Source organism: Actinobacillus equuli, from assembly GCF_900636745.1.
GTDB classification, from domain to species: Bacteria; Pseudomonadota; Gammaproteobacteria; order Enterobacterales; family Pasteurellaceae; genus Actinobacillus; species Actinobacillus equuli.
This window is the reverse complement of record NZ_LR134310.1, coordinates 1042754-1065510: the sequence shown is the minus strand read 5'-3', so window position 1 is coordinate 1065510 and position 22757 is coordinate 1042754. Positions and strand designations below refer to the sequence as shown.

The following is a 22757-nucleotide window of genomic DNA, read 5'->3' as shown; positions in this document are numbered from 1 at the left end:
CCTCGATATAATGAAAAATGGATAATTGACAATAGATAGTACTACTATTTATTTTCAATTATCCATCTAAATATTGAATAAATTTGATCTTAAGCGTTAGCTTGAACATCTGCTAAGAAAGAGATCGCTTCTTGTTCAGCAACTTCTTGTTGGATCGCATCATTGTTTTCTAATTGATCCATGATCTGACTATTGATTAAACCTTTTTCGATTTCACGTAATGCGATAACCGTCGGTTTATCATTTTCTTCAGGCACAAGTGGTTCACGAACGTGAAGTTGTAATTGTCTTGCACGGCGTGCCGCGGTCAAAATTAAGTCGAAACGGTTGCCGATTCTATCTGCTGCTTCTTGTACGGTTACACGAGCCATTTTGTTACTCCAGAGTTTTTGCGAATTTCGTTTATAAAAAGACGACAGATTATACAGAAATTCGTCCCTGCTTACAATGCAAGCGACCAGATTTGCAAAAACTTTATCAAATTTGACCGCTTGTATTTATTGGAAGATATTTTAAGAAATGGAATCTTCTTTATTCAAATAATCTTTTTATTTCTTTTTCATATAAATAAATATTTACGGGATTAGTCGGGAGTAACGAATCCAAATATTCATTAGCTCGTTTTACATAAGCTTCATGGTCTTTATCGTGATTATCAATAACATCCAATAATACTTTTGCACCGTCAAAAGCATCAAATTGATCATAATAATATCCGACACCCTTCGGTAGTAATTTAGAATTGTGGATAAATGGATAACCACCATATAAAGCATCATTATAGGCGTAATTTAAGCCGTTTTCCCATTGATGACTTACCACAATATCTACATAACGAGTTAAGAAATCCGGCATTTGATAACGACCTTCGACAGTCATTATTTTATTCTTAACAAGATTTGTTCTACCAATAAAATTAAAGAATGTTGGGTTATTACGTTTTTCATAAGTATTACATAAATAGACATGTTTAATTTTTTCAGGCGCAGTTCGATATGCTTGTTCACAAATTAATACGGGGATAAAACTTGTCTTTACTATATTAATATTGGCTTCAAATGATGCTATTCTTTTTTCTGATAAATAAGTCGGTTTATAGCCGAATTCTAGATTATGTTTTTCTTTTAAGCGTTTAATAACTTGATCGCAGAATGTAGGAGCCCAAATAGCTGGTACGATGTAAGAGTTACAGCGATACATAATAGAAAAATAAGAATGGCAGGTATTTTCATGTTGAGGAATCATCCAAACACTATCGAAGTGCGTGCCATTAAATACACGTCCACTTTTTTTCTCAAATAAGAAATTTTCCATATCCATAATAAAATCATTGCCAATTTTATAGCAAACGACTTTTCCATTATGCCCATGCATTTTTTCGACATGATGAGGCTCTATGACTAATGTTCCTTCAATTAATACATCTAATTCATCAATTACATCATCAATATAGGCAAATTTAAGATTCAGTTTATCTAACATAAAACCATCCGGTGGCGTTGTTCTTTTTTCTGGCCCCCAAGAGACCAATACAACGTTTTCCACAATGTTAGAATGACTAAATAATTGATATAGAAATATAATGTTTTGATTTGCGCCATTTGCCCAAATATCGGTAACAGAACTTTCTAAATTAAAAGTAATACCAATTTTATATTTCCTACTCATAATAACCTCTATCAATCTTCAATCTAAATATATCGATATTATCAATATATTTAGATTAAATATTTATTTTATTATATGAAAAATCTCGCTCAATAAATGAGCGAGATCTATTTTCTGTATTTAAATGATTATATTACCTTACCATTGATAACCGATACCGGCACCAACATTAAAGTCACCTTGGGTTGTTGCTCCTGCACTACCTTTAATAATAACTCTATTGTTATCAGATAGGCGAGAGAAACCGACTGCTACAGCACTCTGACCATTATAGTTACCAACGCCTGCACCAACCATTGTACCGCCAGCTTTAGTAACTTGTGGGATATTGGCTACAGCCACTGCTCCCGCAATACCCGCTCGAAGTTTGCGATCCGTCTTACGAAGGTCTTTTCTAATTTGACCGACATCACCTTTTACTTCATCTAGCTGAGCTTTATTTACCGCATCAGTTGGTTTGACACCTCGAGCGACGTTAGTCACACGGCGCTCGTTTCCTTTAGAACCTACGGAAATAGTATTGTCTTCATCCGCAACAGAATCAGAACCTAATGCTACAGAATTTTTAGCTTTAGCATTTGCATTCTGACCGATAGCAGTTGATTTATCACCTGTTGCGCTAGCATCAGCACCTGCTGCAGTTGCTCGGTTACCTTTCGCTGTAGCATTATTGCCCATACGAGTAGATTTTTCACCTAGCTTATCTGTAGTTTCGCCAGTATTTGTAGATTCAAAATCTTTCTTCATACGTTGTTCTGCTTGTTCAGCTTTAGTTGCTGAGCTATCTGCTGCAGTTGCAGAACTTGCCGCAGCCGAAGCCGAACTTGAAGCGGCACTTGCAGAAGAATCCGCTTTAGTCGCTGAGCTATCTGCCGCCGTTGCTGAACTTGCTGCAGCTGATGCTGAGCTTGACGCCGCACTTGCAGACGAATCTGCTTTAGTCGCTGAACTATCTGCTGCAGTTGCCGAACTTGCCGCAGCTGACGCAGAGCTTGAAGCCGCACTTGCAGACGAATCCGCTTTAGTTGCAGAGCTATCTGCCGCCGTTGCCGAACTTGCTGCAGCTGACGCAGAGCTTGAAGCGGCGCTTGCAGACGAATCAGCCTTAGTCGCTGAGCTATCTGCCGCCGTTGCGGAACTTGCCGCAGCTGAAGCCGAGCTTGAAGCGGCGCTTGCAGAAGAATCAGCCTTAGTCGCCGAGCTATCTGCCGCCGTTGCAGAACTTGCCGCAGCTGACGCAGAGCTTGAAGCCGCACTTGCAGACGAATCCGCTTTAGTTGCAGAGCTATCTGCCGCCGTTGCCGAACTTGCCGCAGCTGAAGCCGAGCTTGAAGCGGCGCTTGCAGAAGAATCAGCCTTAGTCGCCGAGCTATCTGCCGCCGTTGCCGAACTTGCCGCAGCTGACGCAGAGCTTGAAGCCGCACTTGCAGACGAATCCGCTTTAGTTGCAGAGCTATCTGCCGCCGTTGCCGAACTTGCCGCAGCTGACGCCGAGCTTGAAGCGGCACTTGCAGACGAATCAGCCTTAGTCGCTGAGCTATCTGCTGCAGTTGCAGAACTTGCCGCAGCTGACGCAGAGCTTGAAGCGGCACTTGCAGACGAATCAGCCTTAGTCGCTGAGCTATCTGCCGCCGTTGCTGAACTTGCCGCAGCTGACGCAGAGCTTGAAGCGGCACTTGCAGACGAATCCGCCTTAGTCGCTGAGCTATCTGCCGCCGTTGCTGAACTTGCCGCAGCTGACGCAGAGCTTGAAGCGGCGCTTGCAGAAGAATCAGCCTTAGTCGCCGAGCTATCTGCTGCAGTTGCAGAACTTGCCGCAGCTGACGCAGAGCTTGAAGCGGCACTTGCAGACGAATCAGCCTTAGTCGCTGAGCTATCTGCCGCCGTTGCTGAACTTGCCGCAGCTGACGCAGAGCTTGAAGCGGCACTTGCAGACGAATCAGCCTTAGTCGCTGAGCTATCTGCTGCAGTTGCTGAACTTGCCGCAGCTGACGCAGAGCTTGAAGCGGCACTTGCAGAAGAATCAGCCTTAGTCGCCGAGCTATCTGCTGCAGTTGCAGAACTTGCCGCAGCTGACGCAGAGCTTGAAGCGGCGCTTGCAGACGAATCCGCCTTAGTTGCCGAGCTATCTGCTGCAGTTGCAGAACTTGCCGCAGCTGACGCAGAGCTTGAAGCAGCACTTGCAGAAGAATCCGCTTTAGTTGCCGAGCTATCTGCCGCCGTTGCTGAACTTGCCGCAGCTGACGCAGAGCTTGAAGCGGCGCTTGCAGAAGAATCAGCCTTAGTCGCCGAGCTATCTGCTGCAGTTGCAGAACTTGCCGCAGCTGACGCAGAGCTTGAAGCGGCACTTGCAGAAGAATCCGCTTTAGTTGCAGAGCTATCTGCCGCCGTTGCCGAACTTGCTGCAGCTGACGCAGAGCTTGAAGCGGCGCTTGCAGACGAATCAGCCTTAGTCGCTGAGCTATCTGCTGCAGTTGCTGAACTTGCCGCAGCTGAAGCTGAGCTTGAAGCGGCACTTGCAGACGAATCAGCCTTAGTCGCTGAGCTATCTGCCGCCGTTGCTGAACTTGCCGCAGCTGACGCAGAGCTTGAAGCGGCGCTTGCAGAAGAATCAGCCTTAGTCGCCGAGCTATCTGCTGCAGTTGCTGAACTTGCCGCAGCTGACGCAGAGCTTGAAGCAGCACTTGCAGAAGAATCCGCTTTAGTCGCTGAGCTATCTGCTGCAGTTGCTGAACTTGCCGCAGCTGATGCTGAGCTTGAAGCGGCACTTGCAGAAGAATCCGCTTTAGTTGCAGAGCTATCTGCCGCCGTTGCCGAACTTGCTGCAGCTGAAGCTGAGCTTGAAGCGGCACTTGCAGACGAATCAGCCTTAGTCGCTGAGCTATCTGCTGCAGTTGCTGAACTTGCCGCAGCTGAAGCTGAGCTTGAAGCGGCACTTGCAGAAGAATCAGCCTTAGTCGCTGAGCTATCTGCCGCCGTTGCTGAACTTGCCGCAGCTGACGCAGAGCTTGAAGCGGCGCTTGCAGAAGAATCAGCCTTAGTCGCCGAGCTATCTGCTGCAGTTGCTGAACTTGCCGCAGCTGACGCAGAGCTTGAAGCAGCACTTGCAGAAGAATCCGCTTTAGTCGCTGAGCTATCTGCTGCAGTTGCTGAACTTGCCGCAGCTGATGCTGAGCTTGAAGCGGCACTTGCAGAAGAATCCGCTTTAGTTGCAGAGCTATCTGCCGCCGTTGCCGAACTTGCTGCAGCTGAAGCTGAGCTTGAAGCGGCACTTGCAGACGAATCAGCCTTAGTCGCTGAGCTATCTGCTGCAGTTGCTGAACTTGCCGCAGCTGAAGCTGAGCTTGAAGCGGCACTTGCAGAAGAATCCGCTTTAGTTGCTGAACTATCCGCCGCCGTTGCCGAACTTGCCGCAGCTGTTGCAGCAGTTTCAGCAGCATTTTTAGCTGCTTCAGCTTTGGTTTCAGAGGCTTTAGCAGCAGTTGCTGCATCTTTCGCTTCTTTTACCGAATCTTCGATCTTGGCTAAGTTATCTGTTACTGTTTTAGCTGCATCAGAAGCTGCAGAAATGGCAGTTTTTGCGGTTTGTGATAAACCATAAACAATTTTTCCTGTGGCGTCAGTTGATACAGTTAAATCAGATGTTGCGGCGAAAGTAATACTGTCGTCTTTAGATAGATCCCAACCTTCGGCTTGACCATTTTTATTAGCTTGTTCAGCTTGAGCATTTTCGATATTAAATCTATATGCTCGACTAGTATCTGCTTTATTTGACATAGCTGCACTTACTGCTGTTGCTGTATTTTTAGCTTCAGTTGCAGTTTGTTGAGCTGTATCAGCGGTTGCTTTGGCTGTATCCGCAGTTGTTTTAGCTGTATCAGCAGTTGTTTTAGCAGTATCAGCGGTTGCTTTGGCTGTATCCGCCGTTGTTTTAGCAGTATCAGCGGTTGCTTTGGCTGTATCCGCCGTTGTTTTAGCAGTGTCCGCAGTTGTTTTAGCAGTATCAGCGGTTGCTTTGGCTGTATCCGCCGTTGTTTTAGCAGTATCAGCGGTTGCTTTGGCAGTATCAGCGGTTGCTTTGGCAGTGTCTGCTGTTGCTTTAGCAGCATCCGCAGTATCTTTTGCTGCTTTAATAGTATTTTTTGTGGTTTCAGCTAAACCATATACGATATTACCTGTGCCATTGGTAGAAACTTCTAGATCGCTTGTAGCACCAAATGTTAGGCTATCGTCTGTTGATAATGTCCAATTATCCGCAACTCCATCAGTAGAGGTTTGTTTGGCTTGAGCATTTTTTACGTTAAATGAATACGCGCGACTTGAATCTGCCTTAGTTGCAACCGCATTTTTGGCTTCATTTGCTGCAGTTTGGGCAGCAGTGGCTTTTGTATCTGCATCAGTTGCTGTCGCTAGAGCTTCGTTTGCTGTTTTTTGAGCTCCTTGAGTAGCCGCTTGCACTTTTTCTTCTAGGAGGATAATTTGATGGCCATTAACCGCATCTTTACTATTAAGTGCTATTTCACCATCTGCAACATTGGTAATTTTTTGACCGCCAGCATCAACGCCTTGTGCAGTTACTTTTCCTGCAAAGGTTGGAGCATCTACGACATCATATTGCACACGACCGTTGGTACCAACAGTTACTGTAGTATTTTTGCCATTACGGAAGTCCACAACATTATTGTTATTGATACGAGCTTTTGATGCACCATTTTCTTGTACATTAAAACCTAAATATTTGATTACAGTATATAATTGGCTACCATTAACCGCATCAGTTGATGTTTGGGATATATCACCCGGTGCAACGTATTGAATTTGTCGTTGTTCTTGAGCATTACCTACGGATACTACTCCCGCTCGCAGATTACCAGCAAAGAAATGCCCCCCATTAGAACCATTGGCAGTATTAAAAGCAAGATCTTGACCCATTTGTAATTGACGTTCTGGTAGAGGCGTTCTAGTTGTTGATCCTGCACCAAGGGCAACAGACTTATTGGTTGTCGCCTGAGCACCAGCACCAAGAGCAACAGTATTCTCTTGTGTCGCATCCGCACTCCATCCGAGTGCAACAGAAGTTGTGCCGCTGGCAACAGTTTCTGCGCCAACGGCAATTGCTCCAGGCTTAGAAGCTTTTGCCCCTCGTGCTATAGTATCGCCACCAATTGCAATTGCTTGGCTATTACCAGTCGCATTACCAAAACCAATCGCTAAACCTTGTGTATCGTTATAAGCCATACCACTTGTATTTAGGCTTTTACCTGTGATAGTTGCTTGAACAGCTAATGCATCACTCGCTAATAAGGTTCCACCTAAAATAGCAAATGTAGCTGTGATGGCGCTGGTTTTAGATAAATTAAGTGTAGGGTAATCGTTCGTAACTTCATCAATTACTTTGCTTTGAGAAGATGACTTGACATGTCCTTTGGCTAATTCAGACACAGCCGTCCATGACTGAGTTGCTTCATTCCAAATCACACGAAAAATTTTATTCATATAAAACATCCTTAAAAAAAGAGAAAAATATAATTAGATAAAAAGATGTTTATTTTTTATCTAGAAAAAAATCGGCTAATTGTATAGATTTGGATGAAATTTTATGTAAATAGAATTATTGGAAATGTATTTGTTTGTAAATTAAACAACAATTTGTTGAGTGAGCTAGCCAATTTGGGATAGCTCATAATAGATAAAGCGGTTAAAACTTCCGCTTCAATTTGCAGGCTTGCATGATAGAGACGGCGAGTTCTTCTACGGATTGGTGGGTAGTGTTGGTGTAGGGGATATTATACCGGCGGAACATTGCTTGGGCTTCCAATACTTCGGTGCGGCAGGTTTTGAGGTCTGCGTAGGTGGAATCCGGGCGGCGTTCTTGGCGAATATCGTGTAAGCGGTCGGGTTTGATGGTCAATCCGTATAATTTATTACGATAAGGTTTTACCATTCTTGGCAGTTCCGTGCTGTCGAGATCTTCCGGTGTGAGCGGATAATTTGCCGCACGAATGCCGTATTGTAGCGCAAGATAGAGGCAAGTCGGGGTTTTGCCGCTGCGTGATACGCCAAGTAGGATCACATCCGCCTGTTGGAGATCTTTATCCGAAACGCCGTCATCATGATTAAGGGCAAAATTAACCGCTTCCATACGTTCGTCATATTTTTCGACATTATGAACACGACTCACCACTTCATGGCTGGCGTGCATACCTAATTCCTGTTCTAACACGGCTAAAAAGGTATCAAAAAAGTTGAGTAAAACGCCTTTGCTGGTTTTGAGAATTTCTCTGATTTCTTCATTGACTACGCTCATAAATAAGATCGGTGGATGCGGTTGTTTTTCCGCTACCGCATTAATTTCGGCGACCAATTTATGGGCTTTTTCCGGTGTGTCGATAAACGGGCAAGTGGTGCGTTTAAATTGCATTTCGGCAAACTGCTCAAGCAGGGCGTCACCTAAGTTTTCTGCGGTGATTCCGGTACGGTCGGAAATAAAAAACGCATAGCGCACATTTGGCATAATCAGTCCTTAATGAATAGGGAAAAGCGGTCTAAAAAAGCCGATTTTTTGCAAAATTTGGGCAAAATTAGACCGCTTGTTTGGCTTATTAATGTTTGATGTTTTCAGCTAAATATAACCAAGTTTCAATCACGGTATCCGGATTGAGTGAAAGCGTTTCGATGCCTTCTTCAACCAGCCACTGCGCAAAATCAGGGTGATCGCTCGGGCCTTGTCCGCAAATACCGACATATTTGCCTTGTTTACGGCAAGCTTGGATCGCCATACTGAGCATAGCTTTAACCGCTTCGTTGCGTTCATCGAAGGTCGCAGCAATCGGGCCGCCGCTATCACGGTCAACGCCTAACGTTAGCTGGGTCATATCGTTTGAGCCAATAGAGAAGCCATCGAAATAAGCTAAGAATTGTTCAGCTAAAATGGCATTGCTTGGCACTTCGCACATCATAATGAGGCGTAAGCCGTTTTTACCGCGTTCTAAACCGTTAGCTTTTAAGGTTTCAACCACTTGGCGTGCTTCTTGCAGAGTACGTACAAACGGAATCATCACTTCAACATTGGTGAGTCCCATTTCATCTCGTACATGTTTGATAGCTTGGCATTCAAGTGCGAATGCTTGGCTGAATTCCTTAGAAACATAGCGTGCCGCACCACGGAAGCCTATCATCGGGTTTTCTTCATGCGGCTCGTATAAATCACCGCCGATTAAACCAGCATATTCATTCGATTTAAAATCGGACATACGCACAATCGCTTTACGTGGGTAAACGGAGGCGGCAAGCGTTGCCACACCTTCGGCAATTTTATCGACATAAAATTCAACCGGTGAAGCGTAGCCGGCAATACGTTCACTGATTTCTTCTTGTAGATCGCTGTCTAAGCGGTCAAATTCAATCAGAGCTTGCGGGTGAATGCCGATTTGGCGGTTGATGATAAATTCCATACGGGCTAAACCGATGCCTTCACTTGGCAATTTAGCAAATGAGAAAGCCAGTTCCGGATTGCCGACATTCATCATAATTTTTACCGGTGCTTGCGGCATATTATCGAGTGCAATGTGGTCAACTTTCACGTCTAACAGTCCTTGGTAAATTAAGCCGGTGTCGCCTTCGGCGCAAGAAACTGTTACTTCTTGACCGCTTGTTAGCAGTTCGGTGGCATTGCCGCAGCCCACTACGGCTGGAATCCCCAATTCACGTGCAATGATTGCTGCATGGCAGGTACGTCCGCCACGATTGGTGATAATTGCCGAGGCACGTTTCATGACCGGTTCCCAATCCGGATCGGTAATATCCGCCACTAACACATCGCCGGTTTGGACTTGATCCATTTCTGAAGCATCTTTCACTAAACGTACTTTGCCTTGCCCGATTTTTTGTCCGATTGCACGACCTTTAATCAGCACTTTACGCTCACCGGAAAGGGTATAGCGTTGTAAGCTATTACCTTGTGCTTTTTCTTGTGATTTCACTGTTTCCGGGCGTGCTTGCAGAATGTAGAGTTTGCCGTCAATACCGTCACGCCCCCATTCGATATCCATTGGGCGGCCATAATGCTGTTCAATAATTACCGCATATTGCGCTAGCTCGGTAATCTCCGCATCGCTGATGGCAAATTGGCGGCGTTCTGCAGCCGGTACATCAATTGTTTGTACCGATTTTCCCGCTTGTGCCTGTTGGCTGAAAATCATTTTAATTTGTTTAGCACCCAGCGTTTTACGCAAAATAGCCGGACGATTGGCGTTAAGTGTCGGTTTATGAACATAGAATTCATCAGGATTTACCGCACCTTGCACCACGGTTTCACCTAAACCGTATGAAGCGGTAATAAAGACCACATCTTCAAAGCCGCTTTCGGTATCAATTGAGAACATCACACCGGCAGCGCCGCTGTCCGAACGCACCATACGTTGAACACCGGCAGAAAGGGCAACCACATCATGCGCAAAGCCTTTGTGTACACGGTAGGAGATTGCTCGGTCATTGTAGAGTGAAGCAAATACGTGTTTCATTGCTTCTTTTACATTATCTAAGCCATTGATATTCAAGAAAGTTTCTTGTTGACCGGCAAATGACGCATCCGGTAAATCTTCCGCAGTTGCCGAAGAACGTACCGCAACTGAGATTTGATCCGAGCCGGCTTCATTTACCATGGTTTGCCACGCTTCATTGATTTCAGCGTCAAGCTCAGCAGGGAACGGCGTATCTAAAATCCATTGGCGAATATTTTTACCCACTTGGGCAAGAGCAACGACGTCTTCAACATCTAATTGCGCTAATGCCGCTGAAATACGTTCATTTAAGCCATTATGGGCAAGAAATTTACGATATGCGCTGGCAGTCGTTGCAAAACCATTTGGCACACGTACGCCTTTTTCAGTAAGTTGACTAATCATTTCACCTAATGAGGCATTTTTACCACCGACAATTTCAACATCGGTCATACGTAAATTTTCGAACCAGATAATGTTGCGATTTGGCATGCTATTTTTCCTTTAGAAAGTTATTTAGTTGTTAAAATAAAGTAAACACAAAGTGAAGAATAGCTCCATTCTAGGGAGCATTTTTTTAAAAGTCATTAGTTTTTTGGTGTGAAAAAATAATTTATTTTTTAAATAAAATATCAATTGGAGAAGTAAAAAGGAGTCTATTGATCTATAAGGAAAAATTTCGGATTAGAAAATAAGATAAGTTAATCGTTTGCTATGGTGATTAAATCAATGCTTTGTAGATAAAGTAACCAAGTTTCTTTTAGGTGGCGATTTTTATATGTAGGAATGAACCTGATGAACTATGAAGTTTTAATTTGGAGTAAAAATCCATAATAATGCAAAAGCCAATCCGTAGAAATGTGAATAAGAGCACAAAATATTTTCAGAGCCGGATTGACTTAGCATTGCGCTATTTGCGCTGCTTATTAAGCATTACTATATTCGGTACGCTCGCCAAGCCAGCGGTGAATCAGTGCTTCTGCAAGCGGTGGATTTTGCTGAATAATTTGCTTGGCATAGTTTTGTACTAATGGAATCATTTTGCGATCTCGCATTAAATTCGCCACTTTAAATTCCGCCATACCGGTTTGTTTGGTACCGAGAATTTCACCCGTGCCGCGAATTTCTAAATCTTTTTCGGCAATATAGAAACCGTCTTGGCTGTCGCGCAACACCTGTAAGCGTTTACTCGAAATTTTGCCGAGCGGCGGTTTATAAAGTAATACGCAATGCGAAGCGGTTGCGCCACGTCCGACCCGCCCACGTAACTGATGTAGCTGAGCAAGTCCTAAACGTTCGGAGTTCTCGATAATCATTAGGCTGGCATTCGGTACATCAACCCCCACTTCAATTACCGTCGTGGCGACTAATAAATCAATATTTGCCGCTTTAAATTCCGCCATAATCGCTTGCTTTTCTTGCGGTTTCATTCGTCCGTGTACCAAGCCGATACGTAAGTCTGGTAAGGCTCGTTGTAAATCTTCGGCAATCGCCGCTGCCGCTTGCGCTTCCAAGACTTCTGATTCATCAATTAAAGTACAAACCCAGTAGGCTTGGCGTTTTTCATTTTTACAGGCGGCATACACACGGCGCACAATTTCATCTCGTCTGTCTTCCGAAATCGCCACGGTGGTAATCGGTGTTCGCCCCGGTGGCAGCTCGTCAATAATAGAGGTATCCAGATCGGCATAGACTGTCATTGCCAAGGTACGAGGGATTGGTGTGGCGGTCATAATTAGCTGGTGCGGATAAATGCCGTCTTTCGCGCCTTTTTCACGTAGGGTTAAGCGTTGATGTACACCGAAACGGTGTTGTTCATCAATAATCACTAATGCGAGGTTATGAAACTCCACGCTTTCTTGGAAGAGGGCGTGCGTGCCGATAATCATCTGCACCTCGCCGTTTTTAATTGCTTCCAGTTGTGCGGTGCGAGCTTTGCCTTTTACTTTACCGGCAAGCCAGCCGACTTCAATACCGAACGGGCGCAGCCAGTTGGCAAAGTTATTGGCGTGCTGCTCGGCAAGGATTTCAGTCGGTGCCATTAATGCCACTTGTTTTCCGTTATCAATTGCAAGTAGGGCGGCAAGCGCAGCGACTAACGTTTTGCCCGAGCCAACATCACCTTGTACTAAACGCATCATTGGCGAAGATTTTGCTAAATCTTGCTCAATATCCGCCGTTACACGGCTTTGTGCGTTGGTCGGTTTAAACGGCAAACTCGCCAAAAAGCGACTTTTGAGATCGGTTTGATAGCGTAGCGGTGCTGCGGCAAGCTGATTGACCCCAACTCGTACTTGTTGCATGGCTAAGTTGTGCGCCAATAATTCTTCAAAAATTAGGCGTTTTTGTGCCGGATGATCGCCTTTTTCCAGCTGTTCGGCAGAAACGCTCGGTGGCGGGCGATGCAATAATTGCAATGCTTCTTTTAAGCTGTATTTATGCGGATTGTATTCGTCCGGCAACAGTTCACCAACTTTGATTTTATCCAATAACGCTAATGCTTGCTCAGTGAGCTTACGTAACGAATTTTGCTTTAAACCTTCTGTAGTGGAGTAAATCGGCGTTAAAGTTTCGGCAAGTTCAAGCGGTTGATTATTGCGAATAATTTGATATTCGGGGTGATGAATTTCCGCCATAAAACGCCCGCGTTTGATTTCGCCAAAAGCTTTGATACGTGTGCCGGCGGTCAGGCTGTTTTTCATTCCCGCATTAAAATTAAAGAATTTCAGCGTGATTTTACTGGTGCCGTCAGAAAGCACGGTGGATAAAATCGGACGGCGACCGAATTGTACTTCGGTGAGCTGCACGATGCCTTCGATGGTTGAAAAACTTTCCGGACGCACATCAATAATCGGCGTAATTCGAGTACGATCTTCATAGCGATAAGGCAAATGAAATAACAGATCTTGCACGTTATTAATGCCGATTCGGCTAAGTTTTTCCGCAATCGCCGCACCCACCCCGGAAAGGGCGGTAAGTGGCACACCGTCTAATAATTGTTCGCTCATAGTAAAATTTTGATTAAATCCGACCGCTTGTTTTCGATTGGGCTAATATAACAAATACTGTTTTTATGTACAAATCAAGCGGTCTGTTTTCATTAATTTTTTGCAAATTGCAAAATTCTGTGAAAATTCGACCGCTTTTGTTTTAAAATAGATCCCATTTTTCGATATTTAAAATAAAAATAGGAATAACAATGCGTACAAGTCAGTATTTATTTTCGACCCTTAAAGAAACGCCGAACGATGCACAGGTGGTGAGCCATCAATTAATGCTACGTGCCGGTATGATTCGTCCGATGGCTTCAGGTTTATATAACTGGTTGCCAACCGGGATTAAGGTGTTGAAAAAAGTAGAAAATATTATTCGTGAAGAGATGAACAAAGGTGGTGCTATCGAGGTGTTAATGCCTGTGGTGCAACCGGCAGAATTATGGCAAGAATCAGGTCGTTGGAACGATTACGGTGCGGAATTACTGCGTTTTGTTGATCGTGGCAGCCGTGATTTCGTATTAGGCCCAACTCACGAAGAAGTGATTACCGACTTAGTTCGCCGTGAAGTGTCTTCTTACAAACAACTTCCGTTAAATTTATACCAAATTCAAACTAAATTCCGTGATGAAGTGCGTCCACGTTTTGGTGTGATGCGTTCACGTGAATTTGTGATGAAGGATGCGTATTCTTTCCATGTGGACAAAGCGTCATTACAAGAAACTTACGATGTAATGTACCAAGTGTATAGCAATATTTTCACTCGCCTTGGTTTAGATTTCCGTGCGGTGCAAGCGGATACCGGTTCAATCGGTGGTTCAGCTTCACACGAATTCCAAGTGTTAGCGTCAAGCGGTGAAGATGATGTGGTATTTTCAACTGAATCAGATTTCGCAGCGAATATCGAATTAGCAGAAGCGGTTGCGGTAGGCGAACGTCAAGCGCCAACGGCAGAAATGCAATTAGTCGATACACCGAATGCGAAAACGATTAACGAATTAGTCGAGCAATTCAATTTACCGGTTGAAAAAACGGTAAAAACTTTAATTGTAAAAGGCGCAACCGAAGAACAGCCGCTTGTAGCATTAGTGTTGCGTGGCGACCACGAATTAAACGAAATCAAAGCACAAAAACATCCGTTAGTTGCTGATCCGCTTGAATTTGCAGATGAAGCGGAAATCAAAGCGAAAATCGGTGCGGGTGTGGGTTCACTTGGTGTAATTAATCTGAATATTCCGGCGATTATCGACCGTTCAGTAGCAGTTATGTCAGATTTCGGCTGTGGTGCGAATATTGACGGTAAACATTATTTCAATGTGAACTGGGAACGTGATGCGGCAATGCCGGAAGTAGCGGACTTACGTAATGTAGTGGAGGGCGATCCAAGCCCAGACGGCAAAGGCGTGTTACAAATTAAACGTGGTATTGAAGTTGGTCATATTTTCCAACTTGGTACCAAATACTCGGAAGCAATGAAAGCGACCGTTCAAGGTGAAGATGGTAAACCGCTTGTGATGACCATGGGTTGCTATGGTATCGGTGTAACACGTGTGGTTGCAGCGGCAATCGAACAGCACCACGATGATCGCGGTATTATTTGGCCGTCAGACGAAATCGCACCGTTCACCGTAGCAATCGTGCCGATGAATATGCACAAATCGGAAAGCGTACAACAATTCTCTGAAGAATTGTATCGCAGCTTAAAAGCTCAAGGTGTGGATGTGATTTTTGATGATCGTAAAGAGCGTCCAGGTGTGATGTTTGCTGATATGGAATTAATCGGTGTACCGCATATGGTCGTTATCGGTGAGAAAAATCTTGCGAACGGTGAAATTGAATACAAAAATCGCCGTACCGGTGAAAAACAAATGATCGCCAAAGATCAGCTTTTAGCTTTCTTAAAAGAAAATGTAAAAGCGTAATTTGCAAAAAAGAGATGAAAAGAGACCGCTTGTTTTAAGACAAGCGGTCTTTTTTTCACTAAATTACAATGGCTCTTTTTGTGTTTGATTACAGTATTCTTTCAACATTTCACGTAATTTGTCGTTATTTTGTTTGAAATGACGGCATTTCGGACAAAGCCATAAATGGACTTGTAATTGAACACTATCTTTAACTTTAAGTTTTTGTTCACAACTTAGTGAAATTAATTCTGAGGCATGCTCACAATTCATTATTCTTTTTCTCCTTCGAACCAGTTTCTTGCTAGGCAAGCTTGTAGTTGTAACCTTGCGCGATGCAAAATAACGTGTAAATTAGCTGTAGTAATACCACATTCTAAACAAATATGCTCACTGCTCATTTCTAAATGCTCACGCATCATAAAAACACGCGCTTGCTGTGCAGGTAACTTATTTAAACAAATGTCGAAGATCGCCCAAAATTCTTTCTTATAAGTTATTTGATTTACATCTTCCCATTCTCTCGGCTCGTAAGTTTCTGAAGACCAATAGCCGGAATGATCGAAAAATTGATTAGGGCTTTCTTCTTCCATTAATTCGGAAACATTGACGGTTCGTTTCCGATATTTAATTAAATCTATAATTTTATTTTTTAATATAGCAAAAATCCACGTTTTTAATGCGGCTTGTCCTCGAAAGGAGTGTGCACTTTTATAGGCGCTCATTAATGCTTCTTGTACTACATCTTCCGCTAGATCAGGGTCTCTTAATTGCAACGTCGCGAATTTGATCATTTGCAAGCGGATTTCTTCGATTTTTTGCGGTGTAATCGAGTTCAATTGCTCAATTTGTGACATCTTTGTTCCTTTTTGTGTAAATTAACTGAAAATTATGTAATTATATTTATAGACTATTAGACAAAAGGATTATACATAAAAGGAGCCAATAATGAAAAACTTAACCCCTTATGACGTAACACCTGAAACAATTTTTAATCAACGCCGCCAAATTATTAAGGCAATGGGGCTTGGATTAGCAACGGCAGGTTTGCCTAAAATGGGTTTCGCTGCACAAGAAACTAAAACATTAGCCGCATTAGATTTTAAAGCCGCACCGGCTTCTGACTTAGCTTTAACGCCTGAAAGTAAAATTATTGGTTATAACAATTTTTACGAATTCGGTACAGATAAAGCTTCACCAGCTAAATTTGCTCAAGATTTTAAAACGGATCCGTGGCAATTAGAGATTGCTGGAGAAGTTGAAAACCCTTTCGTGTTGAATCATTCTCAATTATTCAATACTTTTCCGTTAGAAGAACGTATTTATCGCTTCCGCTGTGTTGAAGCTTGGTCAATGGTGGTTCCATGGGTAGGCTTCGAATTGGCTCGTTTAGTTGAAATGGCGAAACCTACCAGTAAAGCGAAGTTTGTTGTATTCCATACATTGCACGATCCGGAACAAATGCCGGGGCAGAAAAATAAATTCTTCGGTGGCGGTATTGATTACCCTTATGTTGAAGCACTTACCTTAGAAGAAGCGCTTAATCCGCTTAGCTTACTTTCTGTCGGTTTATACGGCAAAATCTTACCGCCGCAAAACGGTGCGCCGATTCGCCTGGTTGTGCCATGGAAATATGGTTTTAAGAGCATTAAATCTATTGTAAAAATTACGTTCTCGGAAACACGCCCGAAAACAACGTGGGAGAGCCTTGCACCGAATGAATACGGCTTTTATGCCAATGTAAATCCAAATGTCGATCATCCTCGTTGGTCACAAGCGTCTGAACGTGTAATTGGTGGTGGCGGTTTACTTGCTGTTAAACGTCAGCCAACATTAATGTTTAATGGTTATGAAAAAGAAGTGGGGCATTTATATAAAGGTTTGGATTTAAAGGTGAATTTTTAAATGTTGACGTTATTACGAGGAATTATTCATTTTAGCTGTGCGCTACCTTTGACGTGGCTATCTTATGTTTTATTGGTTGGAGATGGCGAAGCATTAGGTGCAGATCCGAGTAAGGATTTGATTCACTTTTTAGGCTATACCGCAATCATCATTTTTTGTGTGATGTTTTTATTGGGTATCGTACTTCAGGTACTGAATAAAAACCAATACCAAATTTTACGTCGCCCACTTGGCTTATGGGCATTTGTATGGGCATTACTTCACGTATGCAGTTACTTAGTTTTAGAACTTGGATTAGATTTCTCTCTATTCGTAAGTGAATTATTTGTAAGACCTTATTTAGTCTTGGGTGGGTTAGCTTTTCTTGTATTGCTCATTATGTCGATTACCTCTTTACCATTTATTAAGAGAGCATTGGGTAAGAGATGGTTTAGTGTGCATCAATTAGCCTATCCGGCAATTGTACTTGCTGCGATACACTATTATTGGTCGGTTAAAGGCGTTACATTAGGGCCGATTGTGATTGGTGTTATGGTGACGGTAATTGTGTTGTGGAAATTTTTAGGTAATAGAATTTTGCAGTTACTTAAAGCGTAGTTGTTTCATAGTGTGTATCCTTGCTAAGTTCTAGCATTTTGCCGAGGTTCTCTCGGCATTTTTTATGGATAAGCGGTCGTATTTGTGAAAAATTTTGCAAATATAACCGCTTGTTTGGTGGGTGGAAATGCTATGAAAAAGGGCTTCGTAATCGAAGCCCTTATTTGTTTAAAGTAGATTATAAGATGTTTTCAAATTTTTCTAACATCTCTTTCGGCCATACGCTAGATTGCACTTCACCGATATGTTTTTTACGAAGAAGGAACATTGCCATACGAGATTGACCGATACCGCCACCGATTGAAAGCGGTAAACGACCCGCTAATAAATCTTTGTGCCAATCCATTTCTAAGCGGTCTTGGTCACCAGTTAATTCAACTTGTAAACGAAGCGCTTTTTCATCAACACGGATACCCATTGATGAAAGTTCAAATGCCGAACCAAGTTGTTCGTTCCACACTAAAATATCACCGTTTAAACCTTTGTAACCGTTTTCAGATTCCGTTGTCCAGTCATCGTAGTCCGGTGCACGACCATCGTGCGCTTTACCGTCTGATAATTTACCGCCGATACCGATTAAGAATACCGCACCGTGTTCTTTACAAATCGCGTTTTCACGTTCTTTACCGGTCATGTTCGGGTAGCGTTGTACTAATTCTTCGCTGTGTACGAACGTAATTTGTTTCGGTAGGATTGACGGAATATCAAAACGTGCTTCCACTGCTAATTCGGTTAAACGAATCGCTTTATAGATTTCGTTTACGGTTTCTTTTAAGAAATCAAAATTACGGCGACCTTCAGGAATCACTTTTTCCCAGTCCCATTGGTCTACATACACAGAGTGTGTCGGGTCAAGAGAGTCTTCGTCCGGACGTAATGCTTTCATATGTACGAATAAGCCTTCACCTTCTTTGAAACCGAAACGCGCTAAAGTGTGACGTTTCCATTTTGCTAATGAATGAACTACTTCAAATTTTGCGTTTGGAATACATTTTACGTTTACTTGTACTGCTTTTTCGATACCGGAAAGGTTATCTTGCATACCGTTGCCCACTTCGCTCAAAATAGGGCCCTGTACTTCAATGATGCCTAATTTATCAATTAAATATTGTGTGAAAGTGTTTTTAACAAAGCTAATTTCTTGTTGTTGTAAAATAAATGTCTTTTTCATTGCTTATCCTTAAATAAAATCGTTTATGCGATAAACCGTATCGGTTAACGGTATGAACACAATTTAATACAATTCATAAAAAATACAACAGTTGTCAAATAAAAAACTTAATTCATTAGATTTTATCTAATTTTTTATGGTAAATTTTAAGAATTCTTTAATAAAAGTGAAAAATGGAGTGAATTTTGCACACGAATTATCATTCAAAACAGCAAATTGATCCGCTTGATCAGCAAATTTTACGTGCATTAGTTGCAGATGCCCGCACCCCTTATGCGGAAATGGCAAAGAATTTTGGGGTAAGTGCCGGTACTATTCATGTACGTGTCGAGAAAATGCGGCAGGCAGGTATCATTGAAGGAACAAAAATTCGCATCAATGAACGCAAGCTCGGTTATGACGTTTGTTGCTTTATCGGGATTATTTTAAAATCTGCAAAAGATTATGAGACAGTGATTGCAAAGCTAAATGAATTCGAAGAAGTTGTGGAGGCCTACTATACTACGGGGAATTACTCAATTTTCATCAAAGTGATGACACATACGATAGAGGAGTTACACCGAGTATTGGCGACTAAAATTCAGTTGATTGACGAAATTCAGTCAACCGAAACGCTCATCTCAATGCAGAATCCGATTTTACGAGAAATTAAACCTTAATATTGGTAAATTATTTGCGGAAATTGACCGCTTGTGATGATTGTACGCAAACGTTTACAGGTGATCCAGTTCACAAATTTGAAAATTTTTTAGTAAAAACAATCGCTTATCTTTAGGTTTCGTGCTTGAATAAGCACAAGTTTTAAATTTCATAGAGTCTAGGTAAAGGAGAGACCATATGTCTGAAGTATTCCATTTAGGTTTAACCAAAGCAATGTTAAAAGGTGCGAAAATTGCGATTGTCCCGGGTGACCCAGCACGTAGTGAGCGTATTGCGAAACGTATGGATAATCCGGAGTTCTTAGTTTCTACCCGTGAATTTACCTCTTGGTTAGGCTATGTTGATGGTGAGCCTGTTGTTATTTGTTCAACAGGTATCGGTGGTCCGTCTGTTTCAATTTGTGTGGAAGAGTTAGCGCAACTTGGCGTTCGTACTTTCTTACGTATCGGTACAACAGGTGCAATTCAGCCGCATATTAATGTCGGTGATATTTTAGTAACGACAGGTGCGGTACGTTTAGATGGCGCAAGCCGTCACTTTGCACCACTTGAATACCCGGCGGTTGCAAATTTTGAATGTACTAATGCGTTATATGCAGCGGCACAAGCGGAAGGGGTAACGCCTTATGTCGGTATCACGGCTTCATCTGATACTTTCTATCCGGGTCAAGAACGTTATGACACGTTCAGCGGTAAAATCTATCGTCATTTCCAAGGTTCATTAAAACAATGGCAAGATTTAAATGTAATGAACTTTGAGATGGAGTCAGCGACTTTATTTACGATGTGTTCTGCATTAGGTTTACGTGCTGGTATGGTTTCTGGTGTAATCGTGAATCGTACGCAACAAGAAATTCCAAATGAAGAAACTATTCATGCAACGGAAGCAAAAGCGGTTGCAGTAGTTGTAGAAGCAGCTCGTCAACTTGCTAAAGGCTAATATAGTCAGGCATTGATTCACAATAAGCGGTTAGATTGCTAAAATAATTTGCAATTTAACCGCTTTTTTATTTTATATGCTCACTCAATATCGCAAAATTTTGATGCAAGACCACTGGCAGGTAGAGCCTACAGGGCTAACGGCACAGCAGTCGGCTTGGTTATTACATCAAGGATCGTTAACCCAGAAGCTGTTACAAGTTACCCGAGACTTTAATGTTCAAATTACTGATCAACGATGGCTTGCAAAAAATTCTGAAAATATGACCGCTTGTGGTTTATTCGATTCCTCAGATTACTGGCTTAGAGAAGTGTTATTAAAAGAGGGAGATCAGGCGTGGATTTTTGCGCAAACCTTGTTACCTAAACAAACAATAGAAAATGTTGCAGGAAAGGTTCCTATTCTCGGCGAGCAGCCTATCGGCTTATGGCTGTTTGCCCAACATCCTGAGCGAACGCTATTAGCCTGGCAGCAAGATTGTGATACGGGAATGTATATGCGCCGAGCTTGTTACCGACTAAACGGTTATCCACTAGAAATTAGAGAATTGTTTCTACCGGCGTTTCCGTTTCCTTAATAATAGTAGAGGATCGATAATACGATCCTCTTTCTTTTCTATTTATTTTCTTCAATCACAATGCGAGAGTTTACCGGTTGTATCGGACGGTTATTTTCTTGACCGATAATTTTTTTCATCGCATCAATTTGCGCTTTGCTTGCAGCAAGTGGCGTTTTGAATACCACCCAATTTACCCCTTCACTACACGGCGGCGTTGTTAATGAACCGTTCAAACGGAAGTATTCCTGATTTTTCGGTAGTAATTGTTGTGGGTTCAATATGCTTTTTGTAGTTTCCCCTTTCGCTAGAATTTTGGTAATGAGAGGCGTCAATGCAGGATTCTCTTCACCTTGTTTAAACATCACCGCAAGAACTGCCAATTCACCTTGAGCCGATTGATGAACAAAATGAGCTTCAATCGGAAAATGTTTACGTTTAAAGGTATGTTCGCTTGGGGTATGGAAATGGAATTGTTTTAGGATAAATTGTTTGTTGTCTAGTTGGATCGGACTAACAGCTTGGGTTGGTGTCGCTTGTAGGGTATGTCCGTTATTTTCTATTTGATATTCACCGGAAAGTGAAGAGCTCAATGTGAGATGCTGTTTAGTAGAAGCGATTGCTTGAGAAAGATCGACAGGAGATTGGTTTTTACCGATTTGGCATAATTTAAAGGATTCATCGATCGTTCCCCAATGAGAAGGACTGCTATCCCCTTCGTATGACCAATGCGGATGAGAATCACCATAAGTGAAATTGCTTAATGCAATAAGAACTGTACTAAGAAGTAAATGTTTTTTCATTATGTTGCTCCTATTATTGTTGTTTAGCCAGTTGTCATTTTGTAATCAATTTTATCAGAGGAAATCTCAAGAGTGGTTAAACTTGTTTTGAAGATATTGAGAGACTTGAATCAATAAAAATAAGAGAGTAGCATTTCATCAAATATTTTCTTTCTTTCTATAATATGAAACCAACAATCCTTTTATATGATTCGGGAATGGGCGGGCTAACCATTTATGATGCTATTCGCCAGACTTTACCGAATGCCTATTATCTTTATTGTTTCGACAATGCTTATTTCCCTTATTCCGAACGTTCTGAAAATGTATTAATTGAACAAGCGGTTAAAATTGTGCAAAAAATTGCAGAAAAATACCCGCTTGATATGGTCGTGGTTGCTTGCAATACCGCAAGTACGGTCGTATTACCCGCTTTAAGAGAAAAATTTACCTTTCCAATTGTTGGAACCGTACCGGCAATTAAACCGGCGGCGGCGGTCTCTGAGACAAAAACAATCGGACTGCTCGCCACTAAAGGTACGGTTGAGCGACCATATGTTGCAGAGCTTATCGAAAAGTATGCTAAAGATTGTGTCGTGGAAAAAATAGGAAGCACTGCATTAGTAGAACTGGTAGAAGAAAAAATCCGAACAGGGCAAGTCGATCAAGAACGATTAGGTGAAGTGATCACTGAATGGCAAACGCATCCAACGCTTGATACCGTGATTTTAGGTTGCACTCACTTTCCGCTCGTAAAACAAGAATTACAGCAATTGCTCCCGAATGTGAAGTACTTCATTGATCCGGGCAATGGCATCGCTAATAGGGTAAGCGATTTACTTAGTGAGTTCTCGCAAGAGAATTCAGCACAAAACAGGGAAAATATCGCCTTTTGCACAAAAATGGATGAAGAGTTCTCTAAAAGAGAAGTAATCATGCAACAATGGGGCTTCAAGCGGTTAGAATTACTAAATTTTTTTCAAAAGTAAATTCTTTATAAATCAATATGTTATTGTTTTTTATTGCATAAAAGTGGTGAAAAACGCAACATTCGATAAAAAAATATGAAAAAAGTGCTTGCAAG

General features: G+C 42.4%; 20 protein-coding genes and 1 pseudogene. 10 read left to right on the top strand and 11 right to left on the bottom strand.

The genetic code is table 11. From position 1 onward, the window contains the following. Positions 1–89: 89 nt before the first annotated feature. From rpoZ to EL121_RS11675, 3 genes are all read right to left on the bottom strand, one after another. Positions 90–371 (bottom strand): DNA-directed RNA polymerase subunit omega, encoded by a 282-nt coding sequence (gene rpoZ / locus EL121_RS04885; protein WP_005625045.1) that lies wholly within the window; start codon positions 369–371, stop codon positions 90–92. 160 nt (positions 372–531) lie between these two features. Next, positions 532–1668, bottom strand: coding sequence for a DUF2827 family protein (locus tag EL121_RS04880; RefSeq protein ID WP_039198150.1), 1137 nt, complete (start codon positions 1666–1668; stop codon positions 532–534). A gap of 138 nt (positions 1669–1806) precedes the next feature. After that, the gene (locus tag EL121_RS11675; protein ID WP_164997529.1) at positions 1807–2346 is read right to left on the bottom strand and encodes a YadA family autotransporter adhesin; all 540 of its coding nucleotides are present in this window, start codon (positions 2344–2346) and stop codon (positions 1807–1809) included. Here EL121_RS11675 and EL121_RS11670 point away from each other — a divergent pair. The 3 genes from EL121_RS11670 to EL121_RS11660 all read left to right on the top strand — a co-directional run bounded on the left by EL121_RS11670 (position 2339) and on the right by EL121_RS11660 (position 6901). Next, positions 2339–5269, top strand: a complete 2931-nt coding sequence (locus EL121_RS11670; protein ID WP_231554672.1) for a hypothetical protein — start codon at positions 2339–2341, stop codon at positions 5267–5269. The two genes, EL121_RS11675 and EL121_RS11670, sit on opposite strands and share 8 nt — an antisense overlap. 246 nt (positions 5270–5515) lie before the next feature. Further along, a complete protein-coding gene (locus EL121_RS11665) occupies positions 5516–5956 on the top strand; it encodes a hypothetical protein (protein WP_164997528.1) in 441 nt (146 codons plus the stop codon). Between the two features lie 792 nt (positions 5957–6748). Continuing rightward, the gene (locus EL121_RS11660) at positions 6749–6901 is read left to right on the top strand and encodes a hypothetical protein (protein WP_164997527.1); all 153 of its coding nucleotides are present in this window, start codon (positions 6749–6751) and stop codon (positions 6899–6901) included. Between the two features lie 170 nt (positions 6902–7071). Here the strand turns inward: EL121_RS11660 and EL121_RS11780 are convergent. The 4 genes and pseudogenes from EL121_RS11780 to recG form a co-directional block, all read right to left on the bottom strand. Next, a pseudogene (locus EL121_RS11780) lies at positions 7072–7164 on the bottom strand (ESPR domain-containing protein); the annotation flags it as partial. Positions 7165–7366: 202 nt separating this feature from the next. Further along, positions 7367–8182 carry a posphoenolpyruvate synthetase regulatory kinase/phosphorylase PpsR gene (ppsR, locus tag EL121_RS04850; protein ID WP_039198148.1) on the bottom strand — a complete coding sequence of 272 codons (816 nt, stop codon included), beginning with the start codon at positions 8180–8182 and terminating at the stop codon, positions 7367–7369. 88 nt (positions 8183–8270) lie between these two features. Continuing rightward, positions 8271–10661 carry a phosphoenolpyruvate synthase gene (ppsA, locus tag EL121_RS04845; protein WP_039198145.1) on the bottom strand — a complete coding sequence of 797 codons (2391 nt, stop codon included), beginning with the start codon at positions 10659–10661 and terminating at the stop codon, positions 8271–8273. Between the two features lie 434 nt (positions 10662–11095). After that, on the bottom strand, positions 11096–13177 hold the full coding sequence (recG, locus tag EL121_RS04840) for an ATP-dependent DNA helicase RecG (protein ID WP_039198143.1): 2082 nt from the start codon (positions 13175–13177) through the stop codon (positions 11096–11098). 191 nt (positions 13178–13368) lie between these two features. On the opposite strand from recG, the gene proS reads away from it, so the two are divergent. Then, positions 13369–15084: a proline--tRNA ligase gene (proS, locus tag EL121_RS04835; RefSeq protein WP_039198141.1), complete on the top strand. Its 1716-nt coding sequence runs from the start codon at positions 13369–13371 to the stop codon at positions 15082–15084. Between the two features lie 63 nt (positions 15085–15147). Here proS and EL121_RS04830 read toward each other — a convergent pair whose 3' ends face one another. Together EL121_RS04830 and EL121_RS04825 are read right to left on the bottom strand one after the other, a co-directional pair. Next, the gene (locus EL121_RS04830) at positions 15148–15336 is read right to left on the bottom strand and encodes an anti-sigma factor family protein (RefSeq protein ID WP_039198139.1); all 189 of its coding nucleotides are present in this window, start codon (positions 15334–15336) and stop codon (positions 15148–15150) included. Then, positions 15336–15920: a sigma-70 family RNA polymerase sigma factor gene (locus EL121_RS04825; protein WP_039198137.1), complete on the bottom strand. Its 585-nt coding sequence runs from the start codon at positions 15918–15920 to the stop codon at positions 15336–15338. The genes EL121_RS04830 and EL121_RS04825 overlap by 1 nt, the downstream gene beginning before the upstream one ends. A gap of 91 nt (positions 15921–16011) precedes the next feature. Between EL121_RS04825 and msrP the strand changes: the two genes are divergently transcribed. Further along, positions 16012–16968, top strand: coding sequence for a protein-methionine-sulfoxide reductase catalytic subunit MsrP (gene msrP / locus EL121_RS04820; RefSeq protein ID WP_039198135.1), 957 nt, complete (start codon positions 16012–16014; stop codon positions 16966–16968). Beyond that, positions 16969–17565: a protein-methionine-sulfoxide reductase heme-binding subunit MsrQ gene (locus tag EL121_RS04815; protein WP_039198134.1), complete on the top strand. Its 597-nt coding sequence runs from the start codon at positions 16969–16971 to the stop codon at positions 17563–17565. 178 nt (positions 17566–17743) lie between these two features. Here EL121_RS04815 and asnA read toward each other — a convergent pair whose 3' ends face one another. Continuing rightward, a complete protein-coding gene (asnA, locus tag EL121_RS04810; RefSeq protein WP_039198132.1) occupies positions 17744–18736 on the bottom strand; it encodes an aspartate--ammonia ligase in 993 nt (330 codons plus the stop codon). A gap of 185 nt (positions 18737–18921) precedes the next feature. Here asnA and asnC point away from each other — a divergent pair, with 185 nt between their 5' ends. From asnC to EL121_RS04795, 3 genes are all read left to right on the top strand, one after another. Beyond that, positions 18922–19395 carry a transcriptional regulator AsnC gene (gene asnC, locus EL121_RS04805; protein WP_005625013.1) on the top strand — a complete coding sequence of 158 codons (474 nt, stop codon included), beginning with the start codon at positions 18922–18924 and terminating at the stop codon, positions 19393–19395. A 178-nt stretch (positions 19396–19573) separates the two neighbouring features. Next, positions 19574–20335 (top strand): uridine phosphorylase, encoded by a 762-nt coding sequence (gene udp / locus EL121_RS04800; protein WP_039198130.1) that lies wholly within the window; start codon positions 19574–19576, stop codon positions 20333–20335. A gap of 76 nt (positions 20336–20411) precedes the next feature. Continuing rightward, positions 20412–20912 (top strand): chorismate--pyruvate lyase family protein, encoded by a 501-nt coding sequence (locus EL121_RS04795; protein ID WP_039198129.1) that lies wholly within the window; start codon positions 20412–20414, stop codon positions 20910–20912. Positions 20913–20950: 38 nt separating this feature from the next. Here the strand turns inward: EL121_RS04795 and EL121_RS04790 are convergent, their stop codons facing one another. Continuing rightward, positions 20951–21694 carry a carbonic anhydrase gene (locus EL121_RS04790; protein ID WP_081978376.1) on the bottom strand — a complete coding sequence of 248 codons (744 nt, stop codon included), beginning with the start codon at positions 21692–21694 and terminating at the stop codon, positions 20951–20953. Between the two features lie 164 nt (positions 21695–21858). On the opposite strand from EL121_RS04790, the gene murI reads away from it, so the two are divergent. Beyond that, positions 21859–22662, top strand: a complete 804-nt coding sequence (gene murI / locus EL121_RS04785; RefSeq protein ID WP_039198125.1) for a glutamate racemase — start codon at positions 21859–21861, stop codon at positions 22660–22662. The last annotated feature ends 95 nt before the right edge of the window (positions 22663–22757 follow it).